This is a genomic window from Streptomyces sp. NPDC041108 (assembly GCF_055592645.1).
Map to the genome: position 1 here is coordinate 638,821 of NZ_JBVIYK010000001.1, position 19,315 is coordinate 658,135.

Here is a 19,315-nt window from a genome sequence, read left to right on the forward strand (position 1 = left end):
GGCCGGGGCGAGCGGATAACCGGGGAGGCGGCGCGGGTGGGGTCAGGGGGCCGGCAGTCCGTAGGTGCGGTCGTAGTGCTGGGCGACCAGGACGCCGCTGTGGTCGCAGGCGAGCTGCCAGTCGTTGACGCCGGTCTCCACGCCGTCGGTGAAGTTCCACAGGAGCCGGCCCTTGGCGGAGCCGATGGCGTAGATGCCGTCCCTGTTCTGGTAGGCCGGGACGTAGACGGCGTCGGGGCCCGTGGTGACCGGCTGGTCGATGTTGAGGCGGGGCGTGGGGCAGAACCAACGGCGGGCGCCGGTACCGGCGTTGAAGGCGTACACCCCGGCCGGGTCGGTGCCGGTGACGTAGACCGTGTTGCCGTAGCTGCCGAGGGAGGCGAACATCCCGCGCTCGGGCTTCACCCGCCAGCGGACCTTGCCGGTGGCGAGGTTCAGCGCCTCCAGATGCCGGCTGATGGCGAACACGGTGCGGTCGGCGACGGCGAGGCCGGGCCGCAGGTCGTAGCCGACGGGGTGCCGCCACAGGACGCCGGAGCTCTCGGTGCTCCGGACGGTGACGTTGCGCAGGCCGTCGGCGTAGACGAAGAACCCGGGCAGGATGACCGGCGCCAGCCGGACGCCGACGTCCTCCGGGCTGATGGGGATGACCTCCGCGCGGCGGCCCGCGAGGTCGACGCCGAACACCGTGTCCGTGGACGTCGCGACGCCCTGCCGCGTGGACTCCCGTCTGAGCCGGACACCGATGACGGAGACCATCCGGTCGTCGGTGGCGCCGAGCAGTGTGTCGAAGCGGAAGTCCGGCCCGAAGTCGATGGTGAAACGTTCCGCTCCGTCGTCCGGGTCCACGCCGATCACCGTCGCCCCCTCACCGAGCGCGATCGCGGAGTCGAAGGCCAGCACGGTCGGGGTCGGCGACTGGCTGATGCCCTCGTAGACCCACTTGGGCCGGGTGCCGTCCTTGAGGTCGAGGCAGATCAGGTCACCCGGGCGGGTCTTCACCAGGGCCGTGCCCTCGTGGAAGACGGCGGGCGCCTGGAGCATCGGTCCGCCCCGGTAGGTCCACAGCGGCTTCGGGGCCGGACCCGCGGGCTTCGTGGAGCGGGCGGCCGGCGCGTCCGGCCGACCGAGCACCAGGGCGGCACCGACGACGGCCGCGGTGGCCGCACCGGCCGACACGCCCAGGACCGTACGCCGGGACGGGCCGGACCGCGCCACCGCCCGGCGGTGCCCGCCGGAGGCACGGTACGGCTCCGGCCCTCCGGGAGGGGAGAGGGGCTCCGCGAGGGTGCGGGACTCGGCCCCTGACAGCGGTTCGCCGCCGGTGCCGCCGGGCGAGGGCTCCCGCGCGGACCCGCCCGGCTGCACGGAGCCGTCGTACGGGCGGGCCGGGTCCGGCGCCGACGGGCTCCCGGCGGCACCGGCTTCCTCGTCCCGCTCGAAGTCGTACGCGGCCCGGCTCCGCCGCGCGGCGTACACGCCCGGCTCGGGGCCGCTCCCCACGGAGGGGAACACGACCTCGGTGTACGGCGTGGTGTCCAGGGCCCGCACCGCCGCCGCGCGCAGCGCGATCGAGGAGGTCACCGAGGCGGGCAGCCAGCCGGCCTCGGCCGGCTGCTCCACGCCTCCGGGCGCGCAGGCCGCCGCCAGCTTGTCCGGGGTGATCCGCAGCCGGGGATCCTTGGTGAGACAGAGGCTGATGATCCTGTCCAGGGGCTCGGGCACACCGGTCAGATCGGGGGCGCTGTGCACGACCTGGTAGAGGAGCGTGGCCGCCGCGGTGCCGCTGAACGGTGCGTGTCCGGCCGCGGCGAACGTGAGCACCGAGCCCAGGGAGAAGACGTCCCCCTCGGGGCCCAGCGGTTCGCCGGTCGCCTGCTCGGGGCACATGTACTCGAAGGACCCGAAGAGGGCGCCGGAGCGGGTGAGGTCGTAGCCGTCGCTCGCCCGGACGATGCCGAAGTCGATGACGCGCGGACCGTCGGCGGCGAGCAGCACGTTGGACGGCTTCAGGTCGCGGTGCACCAGACCGGCGGCCTGCACCGAGATCAGCGCCTCGGCGATGCCGGCGCCCAGGACGAGCACCGACTCCACCGGGAGCGGGCCGTGCGCGGCGACCGCCTCGGCCAGGGTGGGACCGGCGATGTAGTCCGTGGCCAGCCACGGCACGGGGCCGTCCGGGTCGGCGTCCACGACGGGCGCGGTGTATCTGCCGCCGACCGCTCCTGCGGCCTCCACCTCCCGGCGGAAGCGGATACGGAAGTTCTTGTCCCCCATCAGCTCGGGACGGATCGCCTTGACCGCGACGGTCCGCCCCTCGGGGGAACGCGCCAGATAGACCCGTCCCATCCCTCCCGCGCCGAGCCGGGCCACGAGACGGTACGGACCTAGCTCCTCGGGATCGTCTGAGCCCAGTGGTTCCATGACCTCAGCTGCCTGTTCGGTGAGGACGGGCGACAATCGGCCCGCGGGCGGGGGGAGACCGACTGGTCCGGGCGGCTCCCGGTGACCGTTCCCCCAGGTGCTCCGGATCTCCCGGAGCCACGGCCCGCGCCCGGGCCGCCGGTCACGGGTGTCCCGAGTGCTGCCCCGGTTCCTGAGCGGGGCACGGGGCGCGATCGCTCGGACGGGGTTGACGTCAGCCTAGATGCTGTAGTGACGAACAGGCAGCGTTTTCAGCCAGAGCTTCAAACTTCTATTAAGTGCCCGGTTCATCCTTCTCACGTTCTGTGCAAGGGCAGTTGACCCGAAGTCAGGTGACTCCTGTCAACGAGCGGGCGGCACTGCCGTGGCCGATCCTCGCCGGTTCAGTCGACCCGGCGGCCGTTCTCCAGCTCGACCGGGGCCGAGCCGTCCGCGAGCGCGCCGAGGGCGGCGAGGACCCGCGTGCCGAGCGTCCCCGTGAGGTACGCGGTGAGTTCGGGGCGCGGGACGAGCCGCCACGACAGCAGCTCCTCCTCCTGCAGGCGGATCCGCTTCAGATCCTCCTCGCCGAGCACCCCGCCGTCGTACACGTACGCCACCAGCGGCGGCCGCCCCACCCCGTGCACCCAGTCCACGGCGAGCAGCCGCCCCGGCTCGACGTCCAGCCCGATCTCCTCCAGGGTCTCGCGCCGCGCGCCCTGCCGCGGGGTCTCCCCGTCGTCCGACTCGATCGTCCCGCCGGGAAGCGCCCACCCCTCCCGGTAGTTGGGCTCGACGAGGAGGATCCGCCCCTCGGCGTCCCGGAAGAGAGCGGCGGCGCCGGCCAGGACACGGGGCAGGCTCGCGATGTACGCGGCGTAGTCCGGAGTGCTCATCCAGGCAGGGTAGACGGCCCCCGCGAGGCGGGAAATCGGCGCTCGGGGGCGGGCGGTCCCGCGCTCAGGGGCCGGTGGCCCGGGCCAACCGCACCGTGCGCTCCGCGAGTTCACTGATACGCACCCCGTCGAAGCCGAACACGGCGCTGCGCACGGTGTCCTCCAGCGGGTCCTTCCACCGGTCCGGGATCGCCGCCGCCCCGCACAGCACACCCGCCACCGAACCGGCGGTGGCTCCGTTCGAGTCCGTGTCCAGGCCGCCGCGGACGGTCAGCGCGATCGTCCGGGTGAAGTCGCCCCCGCCGTACAGCAGCCCGGCGGTCAGCACCGCCGCGTTCGGCACGACGTGGATCCAGCCGAGCCCCGCCGTCTCCTCGCCCGTCGTCACCAGCGTGTCCTCCCAGTCCAGCCCGGCGTCGTGCAGGGCGACGACCCGGCGCACGGTCCGGGCGAGGCGGCTGCCCGCCGGGATCACCGCCAGCGCCTCGTCCACGGCCGCCCGCACATCCGGCGCCGCGAACGCCGCCGCGATCAGCGCCGCCGCCCACATGGCGCCGTACACCCCGTTGCCGGTGTGCGAGAGCACCGCGTCACGCCGTGCCAGCGAGGCCGCGCGCCGGGGCAGACCGGGGCACGTCCAGCCGTGCACGTCGGCGCGGATGAGGGCACCGATCCACTCCTGGTACGGGTTGTCGTACGTCGCGGTCAGCGGCGGCTTCAGCCCCCGGGCGAGGTTGCGGTAGGCCGCCCGCTCCGCCGTGAACGTCTGCAGATACGGCAGCCGCAGCAGCCACAGGTCGCCGACCTGCTCGGTGCTGAAGCCGAAGCCGTGGGTCTCCAGCAGGTGCAGCCCGAGGATCGCGTAGTCGACGTCGTCGTCCCGGCAGCTGCCGTGGATCCGGCCCCGTACGCACTCGCGCCACTCCGGCCGCAGCGCGCGGCGGTCACGCTCGGTGGCCGGCTCCGGGAGGTAGTCGGTGAGCGGGAGGGCCCCGGCCTCGCGCAGATAGCGGTCGATGCGCTCCCGCGTCCACAGGTCCCCCTGCTCGACCGGCTTCCCCAGCATGTTCCCCGCGATCCGGCCCAGCCAGCCCCCGAGGACACGGTCGCCGAGTTCGGCCCCCACCGGGGGCGTGCGGGTCGCGGGGCTCGTGGGCGTCATGTTCCAGGTCTACCCACTTCCGGGCACGGCGGCTCGTTCGGCGGTGTTCGGTGGGCGGGACGGGGCATGACGTACCAGGGCCCGGGCCGTTAGGGTCGCAGCGGCGCGACTGCCTTGACGTGCGCAAGGCCCGATGAGCGAGGGGAACGCAAGGTGGCGAACGCCGCAGTGGACGGGATCGGTACGGACATCGACACGGACACGGCAGTCCCGCGGGTGCTGATCGCCGCGGACAAGTTCAAGGGCACGCTGACGGCCGTCCAGGTCGCCGAGCGGGTCACGGCGGGCCTGCACCGGGTCCTGCCGGGTCTGGCGGTGGATGCCCTGCCGGTCGCCGACGGCGGTGACGGCACGGTGGCCGCGGCGGTCGCGGCCGGCTTCGAACGGCGCGAGGTACGGGTCACCGGTCCGCTCGGTGAGCCCGTCACCGCCGCCTACGCGCTGCGCGGCGACACGGCCGTCGTCGAGATGGCGGAGGCGAGCGGGTTGCAGCGGCTGCCCGCCGGGACCTTCGCGCCGCTCACCGCCACCACGTACGGCTCCGGGGAACTGCTGCGCGCGGCGCTCGACGCGGGCGCCCGGACGATCGTGTTCGGCGTGGGCGGCAGCGCGACGACGGACGGCGGCGCGGGCATGCTCACCGCGCTCGGGGCGCGCTTCCTGGACGCGTCGGGGGAGCCCGTCGGGCCCGGGGGCGGTGGTCTGCGCGACCTGGCGACGGCCGACCTGTCGGCCCTCGACGACCGGCTCACGGCGGTCGACCTCGTCCTCGCCAGCGACGTCGACAACCCGCTGACGGGGCCGAAGGGCGCGCCCGCCGTGTACGGGCCGCAGAAGGGCGCGAGCCCCGAGGACGTGGCGGCGCTCGACGCCGACCTCGCCCACTACGCGGCCGTCCTGGAGCGGACGCTCGGCGCACGGGCCGCCGAGCACGCCCTCGCCCCCGGCGCGGGTGCGGCCGGCGGCATCGGCTACGGCGCCCTCGTCCTCGGGGCCCGCTTCCGCCCCGGCATCGAGGTCATGCTCGACGTCCTCGGCTTCGCGGCGGCGCTGGACAAGGCGACCCTGGTGATCACCGGCGAGGGGTCCCTCGACGAACAGACCCTGCACGGCAAGGCCCCGGCGGGCGTCGCGGCGGCCGCCCGGGCCGCCGGCAAGGCGGTCGTGGCGGTCTGCGGCCGCCTGGCCCTCCCGCAGGACGCCCTCGACCGTGCGGGCATCCGCCGGGCGTATCCGCTCACGGAGGTCGAGCCTGACGTGGAGCGCTGCCTCGCCGATCCCGGACCGATCCTGGAGCAGGTGGCCGAGCGGATCGGCCGGGACGTCCTCGCCTGAGGGCCGGGGCTGGGCAGGGGATCAGGGCAGGGGGATCAGGTTGCCGTCCAGCTCCCTGAAGTACGAGCCGCTGCTGAGGCCTTCCACCTTGCCCTTCTTGAGCCAGTGCTTCGAGTAGTGGTGGATGGCCTCGGCAGTGGTCTCCCAGACCAGGGAGTGGCCCGAACCCTCGAAGCAGAACATCAGCTTCTTCGTTCCCGCGATGGCCTTGTAGAGGGCGGGCACGGAGAAGTTCAGGTCGTCGGGCATCGGCGTGGGGCTGTTGGCCGTTCGGTCGTTCGCTCCGTAGAGGATGAGCACGGGAACTCGACCGCCGAGCACGTACTTGTTCTCGCGCATCAGTGGCGCGGTGTGGTTGTTCCAGCCCCACCAGTATGTGTTCCGGTACCGCAGCACCCCTGCGGGCTCGCCGTTCACCATGGGGCCCCACTAGCTGCCTTCGTGGTCGTCCCGCATGCAGGCTTCCCAGGCCCCCTCGTGCTGCCGTGCAGCATCAGTACCGGCTCGCGGTCGTTCCCCTGAGTGGCTTTGTACTCCCGGACGGGCAGTTCCACCTCGATGTCTTCGTTCGCCGGGATCTCTGCGACCTGTGCTTGATCTTGTGCTCTATGGGGTCGCATATGGACATACTGGACATGCTTTCTTCCTGGATGTGGATGCGGTGGCTGTTGAGCACCCCGTTTTCCACCGGCCCCCTCTTTCTCACCCCCAGCAACTCGACCCCCACGCCATGTAGTTGACCCGTCAAGGGCACACCGCGGACGCCCTTGAACCAGAAACGGGTGTGGGCCGAGCCGTGAAGGCTCGGGCCACACCCGTCCGTGCGGACGCGAAGGTCAGGGCAGCTGTGCCGCGCGGGCCTCGCGTCGGTTGTCGCGGAAGTTGTTCACCCGTCGGGCCGTGGCGAAGAGGGGGATCACCGCGCCCATGACGAGCTGCAGGGCGCAGCCGGTCTGGAGGAGCAGCTGACCGCCGGGGGCGTCGAAGGCCCAGGCCATCAGCAGGCCCATCGACAGGACGATCCAGGAGAGCATCGCGCCCGCGAGGGGACCCCGCGGCTTCGGGTACTCGACCCGGCTCACCATCAGCCACGCCGTGCCGATGATCGCCAGGAGCGTCGCCACGAAGGGCAGCTCCAGGAGCACGATCGACACGACGGTCAGCGCGCCGAACGGCGACGGCATGCCCTGGAAGGTGCCGTCCTTCACCGTCACGCAGGAGAATCTCGCGAGCCTCAGCACCACGGCAAGCAGCACCACGATCGCCCCCACCGCCGCCACCCGCTGGTGCGCGTCGTCCGCGACCATGCCGTAGACGAGGACGAAGTACGCCGGCGCCAGGCCGAAACTGATCAGGTCGGAGAGGTTGTCCAGCTCCGCGCCCATCGGCGAGGAGCGGAGCTTGCGCGCCACCAGCCCGTCGAACAGGTCGAAGATCGCCGCGCACAGCATCAGGATCACGGCGGTGGCCGCGCTGTGGCGGGCCATGCCCGACTCCTGGCTGCCGGTGAGGTGCGGGATCAGGATGCCGGTGGTGGTGAAGTACACCGCCATGAAGCCGCACGTGGCGTTGCCCAGGGTGAGGGTGTCCGCTATCGACAGACGGAGCGACAGCGGCATCTCCTCCGCGTCGTCCTCCACGTCGACCTCGGGCACCCAGCCCGCACCGGTCTGGCCGGGTTGGGTCTCAGGATCAGTCACGGTCAATGCGAGTCACCCCAGCCACGGTCTTCTGCCCCACCTCGACGTCGATCTCCACACCCTCGGGCAGGTAGATGTCCACCCGCGAGCCGAAGCGGATCAGTCCGATCCGGTCACCCTGCTCGACCTTGGTGCCCTCGGGGATGTACGGGACGATACGGCGAGCCACGGCGCCGGCGATCTGGATCATCTCGATGTCACCGAGTTCGGTGTCGAAGTGCCAGACGACGCGCTCGTTGTTCTCGCTCTCCTTGTTGAACGCCGGCACGAACCCGCCCGGGATGTGCTCGACCGACGTCACCGTGCCGGACAGCGGCGCGCGGTTGACGTGGACGTTGAGCGGGCTCATGAAGATCGCGACGCGGGTACGGCCGTCCTTCCACGGCATGATGCTCTGCACCACTCCGTCGGCGGGCGAGATGACCCGGCCCTGGGCGATCTCACGCTCGGGGTCGCGGAAGAACCACAGCATGCCCGCTGCCAGCGCGGTGGCGGGTACGGCCACGGCCCGGGCGGCACCGGAGCGGCGCGAACGGGCGAGGCTGAGTGCTGCGGTGGCGACGGTCGGGAGAAGCCACGGCGATGCTCCGCGCGCGAGCCGTACTCCAGCAAGGCTGTCACGAGGTGCAGAGGTTTGGCTGTGGGGCATGGATGACCTTCGTAGCGGATGATGCCGCGCGGTGACTGGGGACGGCGGCTTTCCGGGGATGGTACCGGTCGCGGACCGCAACTGGGCAAGCCAGGAAGACGAGTCGACGGCCGAAGAGTGCTCACGGGGTGTGATCTTCTTCTCGGAGAAAACACCCGCAAGCGGACAACCGGCACTCGACCAGCCCTTGACTAACCCTGGAACCGATACTCCTCGAGCAGTCGACGACCGATGATCATTTTCTGGATTTCTGCGGTGCCTTCACCGATCAGCAGCATCGGTGCCTCACGGTAGAGGCGCTCGATCTCGTACTCCTTGGAGAAGCCGTAGCCGCCGTGGATCCGGAAAGCGTCCTCGACGACCTCCTTGCAGTATTCGGAGGCGAGATACTTCGCCATCCCTGCTTCGAGGTCGTTTCGTTCGCCCGAGTCCTTTTTGCGAGCTGCGTTCACCATCATCGCATGGGCGGCCTCGACCTTGGTAGCCATCTCGGCCAGCTTGAACTGGATCGCCTGGTGCTGGGCGATCGGTTTGCCGAAGGTGTGACGCTGCTGGGCGTACGAGACACCGAGTTCGAACGCACGCTGAGCGACTCCGCAGCCACGTGCGGCCACATTGACCCGGCCGACCTCGACGCCGTCCATCATTTGGTAAAACCCTCGGCCGGTGGTGCCGCCGAGGACACGATTGGCCGGAATGCGTAGTCCGTCCATGATGAGTTCGGTCGTGTCGACGCCCTTGTAGCCCATCTTGTCGATCTTCCCGGGAATGGTGAGGCCGGGCCGGACCTCCCCGAAGCCGGGCTCCTTCTCGACCAGGAAGGTCGTCATCGACTTGTGGGGCGCCGTGCCCTCCGGGTGTCCTTCGTCACTTCGGACGAGGACGGCGACCAGTGTTGACGTTCCGCCGTTCGTCAGCCACATCTTCTGACCGTTCAGGACGTATTCGTCGCCGTCCCTGACCGCCTTGGACGTGATCGCCGACACATCGGAGCCGAGAGCGGGCTCCGACATCGAGAAAGCGCCCCGGATGTCGCCGGCCGCCATCCTCGGCAGGAAGTGGTCCTTCTGCTCCTGCGTGCCGTGCTGCTTCAGCATGTACGCGACGATGAAGTGCGTGTTGATGATGCCGGACACGGACATCCAGCCCCGGGCGATCTCCTCCACGCACAGCGCGTACGTGAGCAGGGACTCGCCCAGACCGCCGTACTCCTCGGGGATCATCAGGCCGAACAGGCCCAGTTCCTTCAGCCCGTCGACGATCGCTTGCGGGTACTCGTCGCGGTGCTCCAGCTCCGTCGCGACCGGGATGATCTCCTTGTCCACGAAGTCACGGACGGTGGACAGGATCTCCTGCTGAACGTCCGTGAGGCCGTGGGTCTGGGCGAGTCGTGCCATGGCTACTTCTCCTGCTCCCTGAGCTCGGGGCGGCCCGGCTGCTCGCCGCCGCGCTCCTTGATGTAGGTCTCGGTGGGCACCATGACCTTGCGACGGAACACGCAGACCAGCGTGCCGTCCTGCTTGTAGCCCTTGGTCTCCACGTACACGATGCCGCGGTCGTTCTTCGACTTGGACGGCCACTTGTCGAGCACGGTCGTCTGACCGTAGATCGTGTCGCCGTGGAAGGTCGGCGCGACGTGCCGCAGCGACTCGATCTCCAGGTTGGCGATCGCCTTGCCCGAGACGTCCGGCACGGACATGCCCAGCAGCAGCGAGTACACGTAGTTCCCGACCACCACGTTCTTGCCGAAGTCCGTGGTCCTCTCGGCGTAGTTCACGTCCATGTGGAGCGGGTGGTGGTTCATGGTGAGGAGACAGAAGAGGTGGTCGTCGTACTCCGTGACCGTCTTCCCGGGCCAGTGCTTGTAGACCGCCCCGACCTCGAACTCCTCGTAGGTGCGTCCGAACTGCATCGTGCTCAGCCCTCCGGGATCTCGAACTTCGACGTCCGGGTCATCCCCGCGGCCCGTCCCTTGCCGGAGATCACCAGCGCCATCTTGCGGCTGGCCTCGTCGATCATCTCGTCGCCGAGCATCGCCGAGCCCTTCTTGCCGCCCGCCTCGGACGTGCAGTAGTCGTACGCGTCGAGGATCAGCTCGGCGTGGTCGAAGTCCTCCTGTGAGGGCGAGAAGATCTCGTTGGACGCCTCGACCTGGCCGGGGTGCAGCACCCACTTGCCGTCGAAACCGAGCGCGGCGGCCCGCCGGGCGACCTCGCGGTAGCCGTCGACGTTGCGGATCTGCAGGTAGGGGCCGTCGATCGCCTGGAGGTCGTTGGCGCGGGCGGCCATCAGGATCTTCATCAGGATGTAGTGATAGGCGTCCGCCGGGTAGCCGGGCGGCTGCTCGCCCACGACCAGCGACTTCATGTTGATCGAGGCCATGAAGTCGGCCGGGCCGAAGATGATCGTCTCCACGCGCTGGGAGGCCGTCGCGATCTCGTTGACGTTGTTCAGGCCCTGCGCGTTCTCGATCTGCGCCTCGATGCCGATCCGGCCGACCTCGAAGCCCATCGTCTTCTCGATCTGCGTCAGCAGCAGGTCCAGGGCGACCACCTGCTGGGCCGTCTGCACCTTCGGCAGCATGATGCAGTCGAGGTTCTGGCCGGCGCCCTCGACGACGGTCACGACATCGCGGTACGTCCACTCCGTCGTCCAGTCGTTGACCCGCACGACCCGGGTCTTGCCGGTCCAGTCGCCCTCGTTGAGGAACTTGACGATGGTGTGCCGCGCCTCGGGCTTGGCGAGGGGCGCGCAGGCGTCCTCCAGGTCGAGGAAGACCTGGTCGGCGGGGAGGCCCTGGGCCTTCTCCAGGAAGCGGGGGTTGCTTCCCGGCACCGCGAGGCAGGAGCGCCGCGGGCGAAGGCGGTTCACCTGGGGAACAGGGCTGGTCATGCGGGGACCTCCGTGCTGATGAGGGGGCTGAGCTTGTTGGCCTTGCGGATCTCGTCGACGATACGGCCGATGATCCCGGTGATGTCGAAGTCCTTCGGGGTGAACACGGCGGCCACTCCGGCGGCCCTGAGCTGTGCGGCGTCCGCGTTCGGGATGATGCCGCCGGCGATCACCGGGATGTCGTGGGCGCCCGCCTCCCGCAGCCGGTCCAGCACGTCCGGGACCAGCTGGGCGTGCGAGCCGGAGAGGATGGACAGGCCGACCGCGTGCACGTCCTCGGCGAGGGCCGCGTCCACGATCTGCTCCGGGGTGAGCCGGATGCCCTGGTAGACCACCTCGAAGCCCGCGTCACGGGCCCGCACGGCGATCTGCTCGGCCCCGTTGGAGTGTCCGTCCAGGCCCGGCTTGCCGACCAGGAAGCGGAGCTTGCCGACGCTCAGGTCCTTCGCCGTCAGCTCCACCTTGCGGCGGACCTCCGACATGGCCGAGCCCTCCCCGGCGGAGACGGCCACCGGCGCCGACGAGACACCGGTCGGTGCCCGGAACTCCCCGAACACCTCGCGCAGGGCCCCGGCCCACTCGCCGGTCGTGACCCCGGCGCGGGCGCACTCCAGGGTGGCCTCCATGAGGTTGTCCGTGCCCTTCGCGGCCTCCTTGAGCCGCTCCAGCGCCTTGCACGGGCGCGGGTGGTTGAAGGGCGGCTGGTAGCGCGTGTCGCGCCAGGTCCGCAGCGATGTGATCACACGGGCCTCGACCGCCGGGTCGACCGTCTGGATCGCCGCGTCCAGGTCGGCGGTCAGCGGGTTCGGCTCCGTCGACTCGTAGATGTTGACGCCGACGATCTTCTCCTGACCGGACTCGATCCGGGCCCGGCGCTCGGCGTGCGAGGAGACCAGCTGCGACTTGAGGTAGCCGGACTCGACGGCGGCCATCGCGCCGCCCATCTCCTGGATCCGCTCGATCTCGGCGAAGGACCGCTCGACCAGCTCGGCCACCTTCGCCTCGATGACGTGCGAGCCCTCGAAGATGTCCTCGTACTCCAGCAGATCGCTCTCGTGCGCCAGCACCTGCTGGATCCGCAGCGACCACTGCTGGTCCCATGGCCGGGGCAGGCCCAGGGCCTCGTTCCAGGCCGGCAGCTGCACCGCCCTGGCCCGCGCGTCCTTGGAGAGCGTCACGGCCAGCATCTCCAGCACGATCCGCTGGACGTTGTTCTCCGGCTGCGCCTCGGTCAGCCCGAGGGAGTTGACCTGGACGCCGTACCGGAAGCGCCGCTGCTTGGGGTTCTCGATGCCGTACCGCTCGCGGGCGATCCGGTCCCAGATGCGGCCGAACGCGCGCATCTTGCACATCTCCTCGACGAAGCGGACGCCCGCGTTCACGAAGAAGGAGATCCGGGCGACGACATCGCCGAACTTCTCGGCCGGGACCTGCCCGGAGTCCCGCACGGCGTCCAGCACCGCGATCGCCGTGGACATCGCGTACGCGATCTCCTGCACCGGCGTGGCCCCGGCCTCCTGCAGGTGGTAGCTGCAGATGTTGATCGGGTTCCACTTCGGTATGTGGGAGACCGTGTACGCGATCATGTCCGTCGTCAGCCGGAGCGAGGGTCCCGGCGGGAACACATGCGTGCCCCGCGACAGGTACTCCTTGACGATGTCGTTCTGGGTCGTGCCCTGGAGCCGGGTGATGTCCGCACCCTGCTCCTCGGCGACGACCTGGTAGAGCGCCAGCAGCCACATGGCGGTGGCGTTGATGGTCATCGAGGTGTTCATCTGCTCCAGGGGGATGTCCTGGAACAGCCTGCGCATGTCACCGAGATGGGCCACCGGGACGCCGACCCGGCCGACCTCGCCGCGGGCGAGGATGTGGTCGGAGTCGTAACCGGTCTGGGTCGGCAGGTCGAAGGCGACCGACAGACCCGTCTGCCCCTTGGCGAGGTTGCGCCGGTACAGCTCGTTGGACGCCTCGGCCGTGGAGTGCCCGGCGTACGTGCGCATGAGCCACGGCCGGTCCTTGGCTTGCCCGCCCTCGGCGGGCTGACGCTCGCTCATGGTGGACCTCAGACGTTCCGGAAGCGGTTGATGGCGTCGATGTGCCGGGCGCGCTTGTCGTGGTCGCGCACGCCCAGGCCCTCCTCGGGGGCCAGCGCGAGGACGCCGACCTTGCCCTGGTGGAGGTTGCGGTGCACGTCGTACGCGGCCTGTCCGGTCTCCTCCAGGGAGTAGACCTTCGAGAGCGTGGGGTGGATCTTGCCCTTGGCGATGAGGCGGTTGGCCTCCCACGCCTCGCGGTAGTTCGCGAAGTGCGAGCCGATGATCCGCTTCAGCGACATCCACAGGTAGCGGTTGTCGTACTCGTGCATGTAGCCCGAGGTCGAGGCGCAGGTGGTGATGGTGCCGCCCTTGCGGGTGACGAAGACGCTCGCGCCGAAGGTCTCGCGGCCGGGGTGCTCGAAGACGATGTCGATGTCCTCGCCGCCGGTGAGCTCGCGGATCCGCTTGCCGAAGCGCTTCCACTCCTTCGGGTCCTGGGTCTGCTCGTCCTTCCAGAACTTGTAGTCCTCGGCGGTGCGGTCGATGATCGCGTCGGCGCCCATGGAGCGGCAGATGTCCGCCTTCTGCTCGCTGGAGACGACACAGATCGGGTTGGCGCCGCCCGCCAGCGCGAACTGGGTGGCGTACGAGCCGAGGCCGCCGCTGGCGCCCCAGATCAGCACGTTGTCGCCCTGCTTCATGCCGGCGCCGTTGCGGGAGACCAGCTGCCGGTAGGCGGTGGAGTTCACCAGACCCGGGGCGGCGGCCTCCTCCCAGCTGAGGTGGTCCGGCTTCGGCATCAGCTGGTTGGACTTGACGAGCGCGATCTCGGCGAGGCCGCCGAAGTTGGTCTCGAAGCCCCAGATCCGCTGCTCGGGGTCGAGCATCGTGTCGTTGTGGCCGTCGGACGACTCCATCTCGACGGAGAGGCAGTGTGCGACGACCTCGTCGCCGGGCTTCCAGGCGTTGACACCGGGGCCGGTGCGCAGGACCACGCCCGCGAGGTCGGAGCCGATGATGTGGTACGGCAGGTCGTGGCGCCTGGTCAGCTCGGAGAGCCGTCCGTAGCGCTCCAGGAAGCCGAAGGTGGACATCGGCTCGAAGATCGAGGTCCACACGGAGTTGTAGTTGACCGAGGAGGCCATGACGGCCACCAGGGCCTCGCCCGGGCCGAGTTCCGGGATCGGGACCTCGTCGAGGTGGATCGACTTGCGGGGGTCCTTGTCACGGGTGGTGAGCCCCGCGAACATCTCCGTCTCGTCCTTGTGCACGGTGATCGCGCGGTACGACTCGGGGAGCGGCAGAGCGGCGAAGTCGGCGGACGTGGAGTCCGGCGACTGGATCGCGTCCAGGATTTCCTTCACGGTGGTGCCTCCGGCGACGAGCGTCCTGAGGGAAGACGCTGCTGAGGGTTACGTCGGGTGCTGAACTGGTGGGCGTGGTGCCGTCGGTCCGGCGGAGGTGGTGCTGTGGCGGCGCTTTGTGGCGCGGAAGGGTGCCTGTGACGCAGGCGTCCGGGCGCGCGGACCGTGGTCTGCGGGGACAGCCGGCGTACGGGAGTTCTCTGCCCGCCGGCCGCCCGGACTCCTTCAACGTATGGCACGCCGTGTCACCCCGCAAGGCACCGAGTGCCAGAAAGTTCGCTCAGGTGAAATCTTTACGTAACACGTGAGCGATGATCGATCAGACGGGGGTCGAAAGGGGCCTCTGACATGGCAAAACGGCCACCCCGCAGGGTGGCCGTCCTCACAGTTACCGATGAGTAAAACGTGGTTCCGGGTCGGGTTCAGCGTTCGCGGAGTGCCTCTTCGATGGTCCGCATGACCTCGTCGAGGGGGGCGTCGGTGCGGGCGACCGTCACGAGGACCTCGCCGTGGGTGGAGGCCGTCGCGGCGGCCGGCTCCGGGGCCAGGGTGCGGCCGGCGCCGATGCCCGTGCCGAACGTCCTGCGCACGATGGCGAAGGCGTGGTCGAGCTGCGCCTCCACGTCGCCCTGCCCGCCGGACCGGAGCCAGCGGCGCAGCACGTGGTTGTGCGCGGTGACGACCGCCGACGCGGCCACCTCGGCGAGCAGCGGATCGTCGTTGCCGGCGTCGTGATGGGCGTTCTCGTCGAAGTGGCCCAGCAGATAGCGGGTGAACAGGCGCTCGTAGCGGGCCACGGAGGCGATCTCCGCCTCCCGCAGGGTGGGAACCTCGCGGGTCAGCTTGTAGCGGGCGACCGAGATCTCCGGCCGGGCCGCGTACATCTTCATGACTTCCTTGATGCCGCGGCACACCGTGTCGAGCGGGTGCTCGTGCTGGGGTGCCGCGTTGAGCACCGCCTCGGCCCGGATCAGCGTGTCGTCGTGGTCCGGGAAGATCGCCTCTTCCTTGGAGCGGAAGTGGCGGAAGAACGTGCGGCGGGCGACCCCGGCCGCCGCGGCGATCTCGTCGACGGTGGTCGCCTCGTACCCCTTGGTCGAGAACAGCTCCATGGCCGCGGCCGCCAGTTCCCGGCGCATCTTGAGGCGTTGGGCGGCGGCACGGCTTCCCGCGGCGCTCTCCGGAGCGTCGGGCGCAGCTGGCGTACGTGAGGACTTGGCGGGCTGGGACATGCCCCGAACGTACTGCATCCGTGCAGGGGAGTGCGCGTGTCCGGCCATCCCCCCGCCCTGCTCGGAGGGGGGAGCGGCCAGGTCCGCGGAGGGGGAGGCGGAGGACCGGCCGGCCGCGGGGGCGGCGGAACGGGCGTACGGGGGGCGGCTGCCCGGGCCGAGCAGGCCGCCCCAGTCCGTGCCCGCCGACGCACGGCCCGCCGGGCCCCACCTCTCGGCCGGGCCCGGCGAGGACGCCGGGCCCGGGGGCGCTCCGCCGAGCCCGTCGTCCGCCCGCTCAGCGCTTGGCATATTCGCGGAAGCCGCGGCCCGTCTTGCGGCCGAGGCAGCCCGCGGCCACCAGGTGCTCCAGCAGCGGCGCCGGGGCCAGCCCCGGGTCGCGGAACTCGCGGTGCAGGACCTTCTCGATGGCCAGCGAGACATCCAGCCCGACCACGTCCAGCAGCTCGAACGGGCCCATCGGGTAGCCGCCGCCCAGCTTCATGGCCGCGTCGATGTCGTCCAGCGTCGCGTAGTGCTCCTGGACCATCTTGACCGCGTTGTTCAGGTACGGGAACAGCAGCGCGTTCACGATGAAACCGGCCCGGTCGCCGCAGTCCACCGGGTGCTTGCGGACCTTCGCGCACACCTCGCGGACGGTGGCGTGGACGTCGTCGGCGGTCAGGACCGTGCGGACCACCTCGACCAGCTTCATCGCCGGCGCCGGGTTGAAGAAGTGCATCCCGATCACGTCCTGCGGGCGCGAGGTGGCACGGGCGCAGGCGACGACGGGCAGCGAGGAGGTGGTGGTGGCGAGGATCGCGCCCGGCTTGCAGACCTTGTCGAAGGCCGCGAACAGCTGCCGCTTGACCTCCAGGTCCTCGGCCACGGCCTCCAGCGCCAGATCGACGTCCGCGAAGGCGTCGTAGGTGCCGGCCGGGGTGATCCGGTCCAGGGTCTCGGCGGCGGCCTCGACCGTCATCCGCCCCTTGTCGACGGAGCGCGCGAGCGACTTGCCGATCCGGGCCTTCGCGGCCTGCGCTTTCTCCTCGGTGCGGGCCGCCAGCACGACCGCGTACCCGGACTTCGCGAACACCTCGGCGATCCCGGACGCCATGGTCCCGGAGCCCGCGACACCCACCGAGCGGACGGTGCGCCCGGCGGCCGTGGCGGTCCCGTCCGACGGCGTCAGCGCGTCCGGCACGACGGCGGCGGAGCCGGGGGCCTCGTAGGTGTAGAAACCGCGCCCCGACTTGCGGCCGGTCAGACCCGCCTCGCTGAGCTGCCTCAGGATGGGCGCCGGCGCGTGCAGCCGGTCGTGCGAGGCCGCGTACATGGCCTCCAGGACCGTGCGCGCGGTGTCGACGCCGATCATGTCCAGCAGCGCCAGCGGGCCCATCGGCAGACCGCAGCCCAGCCGCATCGCCGCGTCGATGTCCTCGCGGGAGGCGTACCTCGCCTCGTACATCGCGGCGGCCTGGTTGAGGTAGCCGAACAGCAGCCCGTCGGCGACGAATCCGGGCCGGTCGCCGACCGCGACGGGCTCCTTGCCGAGGTCGAGCGCGAGATCCGTGACCCGGGCGACGGCCTGGGGCGCGGTCAGTACCGAGGAGACGACCTCGACCAGCTTCATCGCGGGCGCCGGGTTGAAGAAGTGCAGCCCGAGCACCCGCTCCGGGCGCGCCGACTCGGCGGCCAGCCGCGTCACCGACAGCGCGTTGGTGCCGGTGGCGAGGACGGCCTCGGGGCGGACGATCGCGTCCAGCTCACGGAAGACCTGCTGCTTGATCTCGTACGACTCCGGGACCACCTCGATCACCAGGTCGGCGTCGGCCGCCGCCTGGAGGTCGGTGAAGGTGCGGAAGCGGGCGAGGGCGTCGCCGCGCTCCTGCTCGGTGAGGCGCCCGCGGGCCACGGCACGCGCGGTGGCGGCCTCCAGAGCGGCGACGGCGCGGGAGGCCGCCGCCTCGCTGATGTCGATGCCGACGACCTCGCGGCCTGCCCGGGCCAGCACCTCGGCGATACCGGTGCCCATGGTGCCGAGGCCGACCACGGCGATCGTCTGGAACGGGGACTGCGGGGACAACGACGAGTCGGAAAGGGGAGTGGCCATCGCGGGACTCCAGGATGTGGTGACGACTGAGGGAAACGCCGCGGGTACGCGAAGAGCGCGCAACCGGCGCGTGGCGTGCGGGTGTTGGTGGTGCCGGGCTGATGAACGCACACGCCCGGTGCCGTCGCCGCGGGCATGCACACACCCGGGGGGAACGGCTGAACCGACCGGCCCTGTCCCGAGGCCGAGCCGTACTGGTACTCCAGGTACCGAACCGACTGTGCTCACGACGGCTGCGTCACCAAACCGTCGGGAGCGAACACGAGTGGGTAACTCGCTCGTCTGAGCTTAACCGGTGGGTAACGAGCGCGCCAGTCCCCGTGTTTGTGACGTACGTCCCCCAAGTGCGCCCCGCGCCCGTACGCTCGACGGCATGGACGAGGAGTTGCGATCACTCACGGAGCGTGTGCGGAGCGAGTCGGGCGGCGCGGCGGGATACGAGCGGCTCGTCCTGACCGCGAACATGGACGAACTGGCGGGTGTGCTCGTCGAGCAGGGACAGCCGCTCTGGGCGAGGGAGTTGGCCGCGTTCCGGCTGGGCCTCGCGGGGGACCGCCGGGCCTTCGAGTCCCTCGTCCTCCTGCTCAACCACCGCGATCCACCGCGCTGCGCCTCCGCGGCCTACGCGCTGGCCCGCCTCGGGGACCCGCGCACCGCGCGCGCGGCGGCCGCCCTCGCGACGAACGAACTCCGGGTCGCCTACGCCCTGCACCCGGTGCGCCTGCTCACCGAACTCCGCGCCCCCGAGTCCGTCCCGGCGCTGATCACCACGCTCCGGCGCCGTCTGCGGCCGCACGACCCCTACCGCCGGGTGGCGCTCGCGTGCGTGGAGGGGCTGGGCGCCCTCGGGGACCCCCGCGCCAGGCCCGTCCTGAACGACGCCCTCGCGCACCCCAGGCTCGCGGAGGCGGCGGTACGGGCGCTGGCACGCATCCCCGGGCAGCGCTAGGGCCCGTCGGCGCCGAGTTCCCGCACGTACCGGACCTCCGGCACCTCGGTCCCGTCGGCCTCGAACGGCTCCTCGGCGCCGTCCGCGGTGAAGCCGTGGTGGGCGTAGAAGCGGCGGGCGCGCGCGTTGTCCTTCAGCACCCACAGGAACAGGGAGCCGTGGCCGGCCGCCGCGCAGCGCTCGGCGGACTCGCGCAGCAGTGCGGTGCCCACTCCGGTGCCCAGGTGCCCCGGCCGGGTGTACAGCGCGTACAACTCGGCGTCCCCGGTACGGACCTCGCCGTCGCGGTAGGGGCCGTACGCCGCCCAGCCGACGATCTCCCCGGCTCGCTCGGCGACCAGGTTCACCACGGGGTTGCCGGCTTTCGCGAGCATCAGGCGGCGCTTCTCGGCGTCGGCCCCCACGTCCATCGCGTCGAGGTACGACCGGGGGACGAGACCGGCGTAGGCGCTGCGCCAGCCGCCCACGCGGATCTCGGCCACGGAGCGGCAGTCGAACGGTGTCATCTCGCGGACGCGCGGGCTCCGGAGGTTGGCGGGGGTGCCGTTCATGACTGCACCCTAGGGCCGGGCGGCCGCGGGAGTCCCCTGGTTTTCCGGGGGCTC

Annotated in this window: 16 protein-coding genes; 2 read left to right on the forward strand and 14 right to left on the reverse strand. The window is 70.8% G+C overall.

Annotated features, from left to right (window positions below):
- Positions 1-42 precede the first annotated feature (42 nt).
- From ACZ6BB_RS02640 to ACZ6BB_RS02650, 3 genes are all read right to left on the reverse strand, one after another.
- Positions 43-2,424 carry a protein kinase domain-containing protein gene (locus ACZ6BB_RS02640; RefSeq protein WP_471613505.1) on the reverse strand — a complete coding sequence of 794 codons (2,382 nt, stop codon included), beginning with the start codon at positions 2,422-2,424 and terminating at the stop codon, positions 43-45.
- 383 nt (positions 2,425-2,807) lie between these two features.
- Positions 2,808-3,299: an NUDIX domain-containing protein gene (locus ACZ6BB_RS02645; RefSeq protein WP_471613506.1), complete on the reverse strand. Its 492-nt coding sequence runs from the start codon at positions 3,297-3,299 to the stop codon at positions 2,808-2,810.
- A 64-nt stretch (positions 3,300-3,363) separates the two neighbouring features.
- Positions 3,364-4,461, reverse strand: a complete 1,098-nt coding sequence (locus tag ACZ6BB_RS02650; protein WP_471613507.1) for an ADP-ribosylglycohydrolase family protein — start codon at positions 4,459-4,461, stop codon at positions 3,364-3,366.
- Positions 4,462-4,629: 168 nt separating this feature from the next.
- Between ACZ6BB_RS02650 and ACZ6BB_RS02655 the strand changes: the two genes are divergently transcribed.
- The gene (locus ACZ6BB_RS02655) at positions 4,630-5,796 is read left to right on the forward strand and encodes a glycerate kinase (RefSeq protein WP_471614102.1); all 1,167 of its coding nucleotides are present in this window, start codon (positions 4,630-4,632) and stop codon (positions 5,794-5,796) included.
- A gap of 21 nt (positions 5,797-5,817) precedes the next feature.
- On the opposite strand, the gene ACZ6BB_RS02660 is transcribed toward ACZ6BB_RS02655, so the two are convergent.
- The 10 genes from ACZ6BB_RS02660 to ACZ6BB_RS02705 all read right to left on the reverse strand — a co-directional run bounded on the left by ACZ6BB_RS02660 (position 5,818) and on the right by ACZ6BB_RS02705 (position 17,761).
- Positions 5,818-6,216 (reverse strand): hypothetical protein, encoded by a 399-nt coding sequence (locus ACZ6BB_RS02660; RefSeq protein ID WP_471613508.1) that lies wholly within the window; start codon positions 6,214-6,216, stop codon positions 5,818-5,820.
- Positions 6,217-6,632: 416 nt separating this feature from the next.
- Positions 6,633-7,451, reverse strand: a complete 819-nt coding sequence (gene pssA / locus ACZ6BB_RS02665) for a CDP-diacylglycerol--serine O-phosphatidyltransferase (RefSeq protein WP_471614103.1) — start codon at positions 7,449-7,451, stop codon at positions 6,633-6,635.
- A gap of 37 nt (positions 7,452-7,488) precedes the next feature.
- Complete coding sequence (locus ACZ6BB_RS02670) at positions 7,489-8,145, reverse strand: phosphatidylserine decarboxylase (protein WP_078531507.1); 657 nt, start codon at positions 8,143-8,145, stop codon at positions 7,489-7,491.
- 191 nt (positions 8,146-8,336) lie between these two features.
- On the reverse strand, positions 8,337-9,542 hold the full coding sequence (locus tag ACZ6BB_RS02675) for an acyl-CoA dehydrogenase family protein (protein WP_471613509.1): 1,206 nt from the start codon (positions 9,540-9,542) through the stop codon (positions 8,337-8,339).
- A gap of 2 nt (positions 9,543-9,544) precedes the next feature.
- The gene (locus tag ACZ6BB_RS02680) at positions 9,545-10,057 is read right to left on the reverse strand and encodes a MaoC family dehydratase (RefSeq protein WP_316724739.1); all 513 of its coding nucleotides are present in this window, start codon (positions 10,055-10,057) and stop codon (positions 9,545-9,547) included.
- A 5-nt stretch (positions 10,058-10,062) separates the two neighbouring features.
- Entirely contained in the window at positions 10,063-11,037 is a 975-nt protein-coding gene (locus tag ACZ6BB_RS02685; protein WP_471613510.1) for an HpcH/HpaI aldolase/citrate lyase family protein, read from the reverse strand.
- Positions 11,034-13,091: a protein meaA gene (locus ACZ6BB_RS02690; RefSeq protein WP_471613511.1), complete on the reverse strand. Its 2,058-nt coding sequence runs from the start codon at positions 13,089-13,091 to the stop codon at positions 11,034-11,036. Before ACZ6BB_RS02690 ends, ACZ6BB_RS02685 begins: the two co-directional genes overlap by 4 nt.
- A gap of 8 nt (positions 13,092-13,099) precedes the next feature.
- Positions 13,100-14,437: a crotonyl-CoA carboxylase/reductase gene (gene ccrA / locus ACZ6BB_RS02695; RefSeq protein ID WP_471613512.1), complete on the reverse strand. Its 1,338-nt coding sequence runs from the start codon at positions 14,435-14,437 to the stop codon at positions 13,100-13,102.
- A gap of 422 nt (positions 14,438-14,859) precedes the next feature.
- Entirely contained in the window at positions 14,860-15,669 is an 810-nt protein-coding gene (locus ACZ6BB_RS02700; protein ID WP_471613513.1) for a TetR family transcriptional regulator, read from the reverse strand.
- 277 nt (positions 15,670-15,946) lie between these two features.
- Entirely contained in the window at positions 15,947-17,761 is a 1,815-nt protein-coding gene (locus ACZ6BB_RS02705; protein ID WP_471613514.1) for a 3-hydroxyacyl-CoA dehydrogenase family protein, read from the reverse strand.
- Positions 17,762-18,134: 373 nt separating this feature from the next.
- Between ACZ6BB_RS02705 and ACZ6BB_RS02710 the strand changes: the two genes are divergently transcribed.
- Positions 18,135-18,710 (forward strand): adenylosuccinate lyase, encoded by a 576-nt coding sequence (locus ACZ6BB_RS02710; protein ID WP_471613515.1) that lies wholly within the window; start codon positions 18,135-18,137, stop codon positions 18,708-18,710.
- Here the strand turns inward: ACZ6BB_RS02710 and ACZ6BB_RS02715 are convergent.
- The gene (locus ACZ6BB_RS02715; protein WP_471613516.1) at positions 18,707-19,261 is read right to left on the reverse strand and encodes a GNAT family N-acetyltransferase; all 555 of its coding nucleotides are present in this window, start codon (positions 19,259-19,261) and stop codon (positions 18,707-18,709) included. The genes ACZ6BB_RS02710 and ACZ6BB_RS02715 overlap by 4 nt on opposite strands.
- Positions 19,262-19,315: the final 54 nt, after the last annotated feature.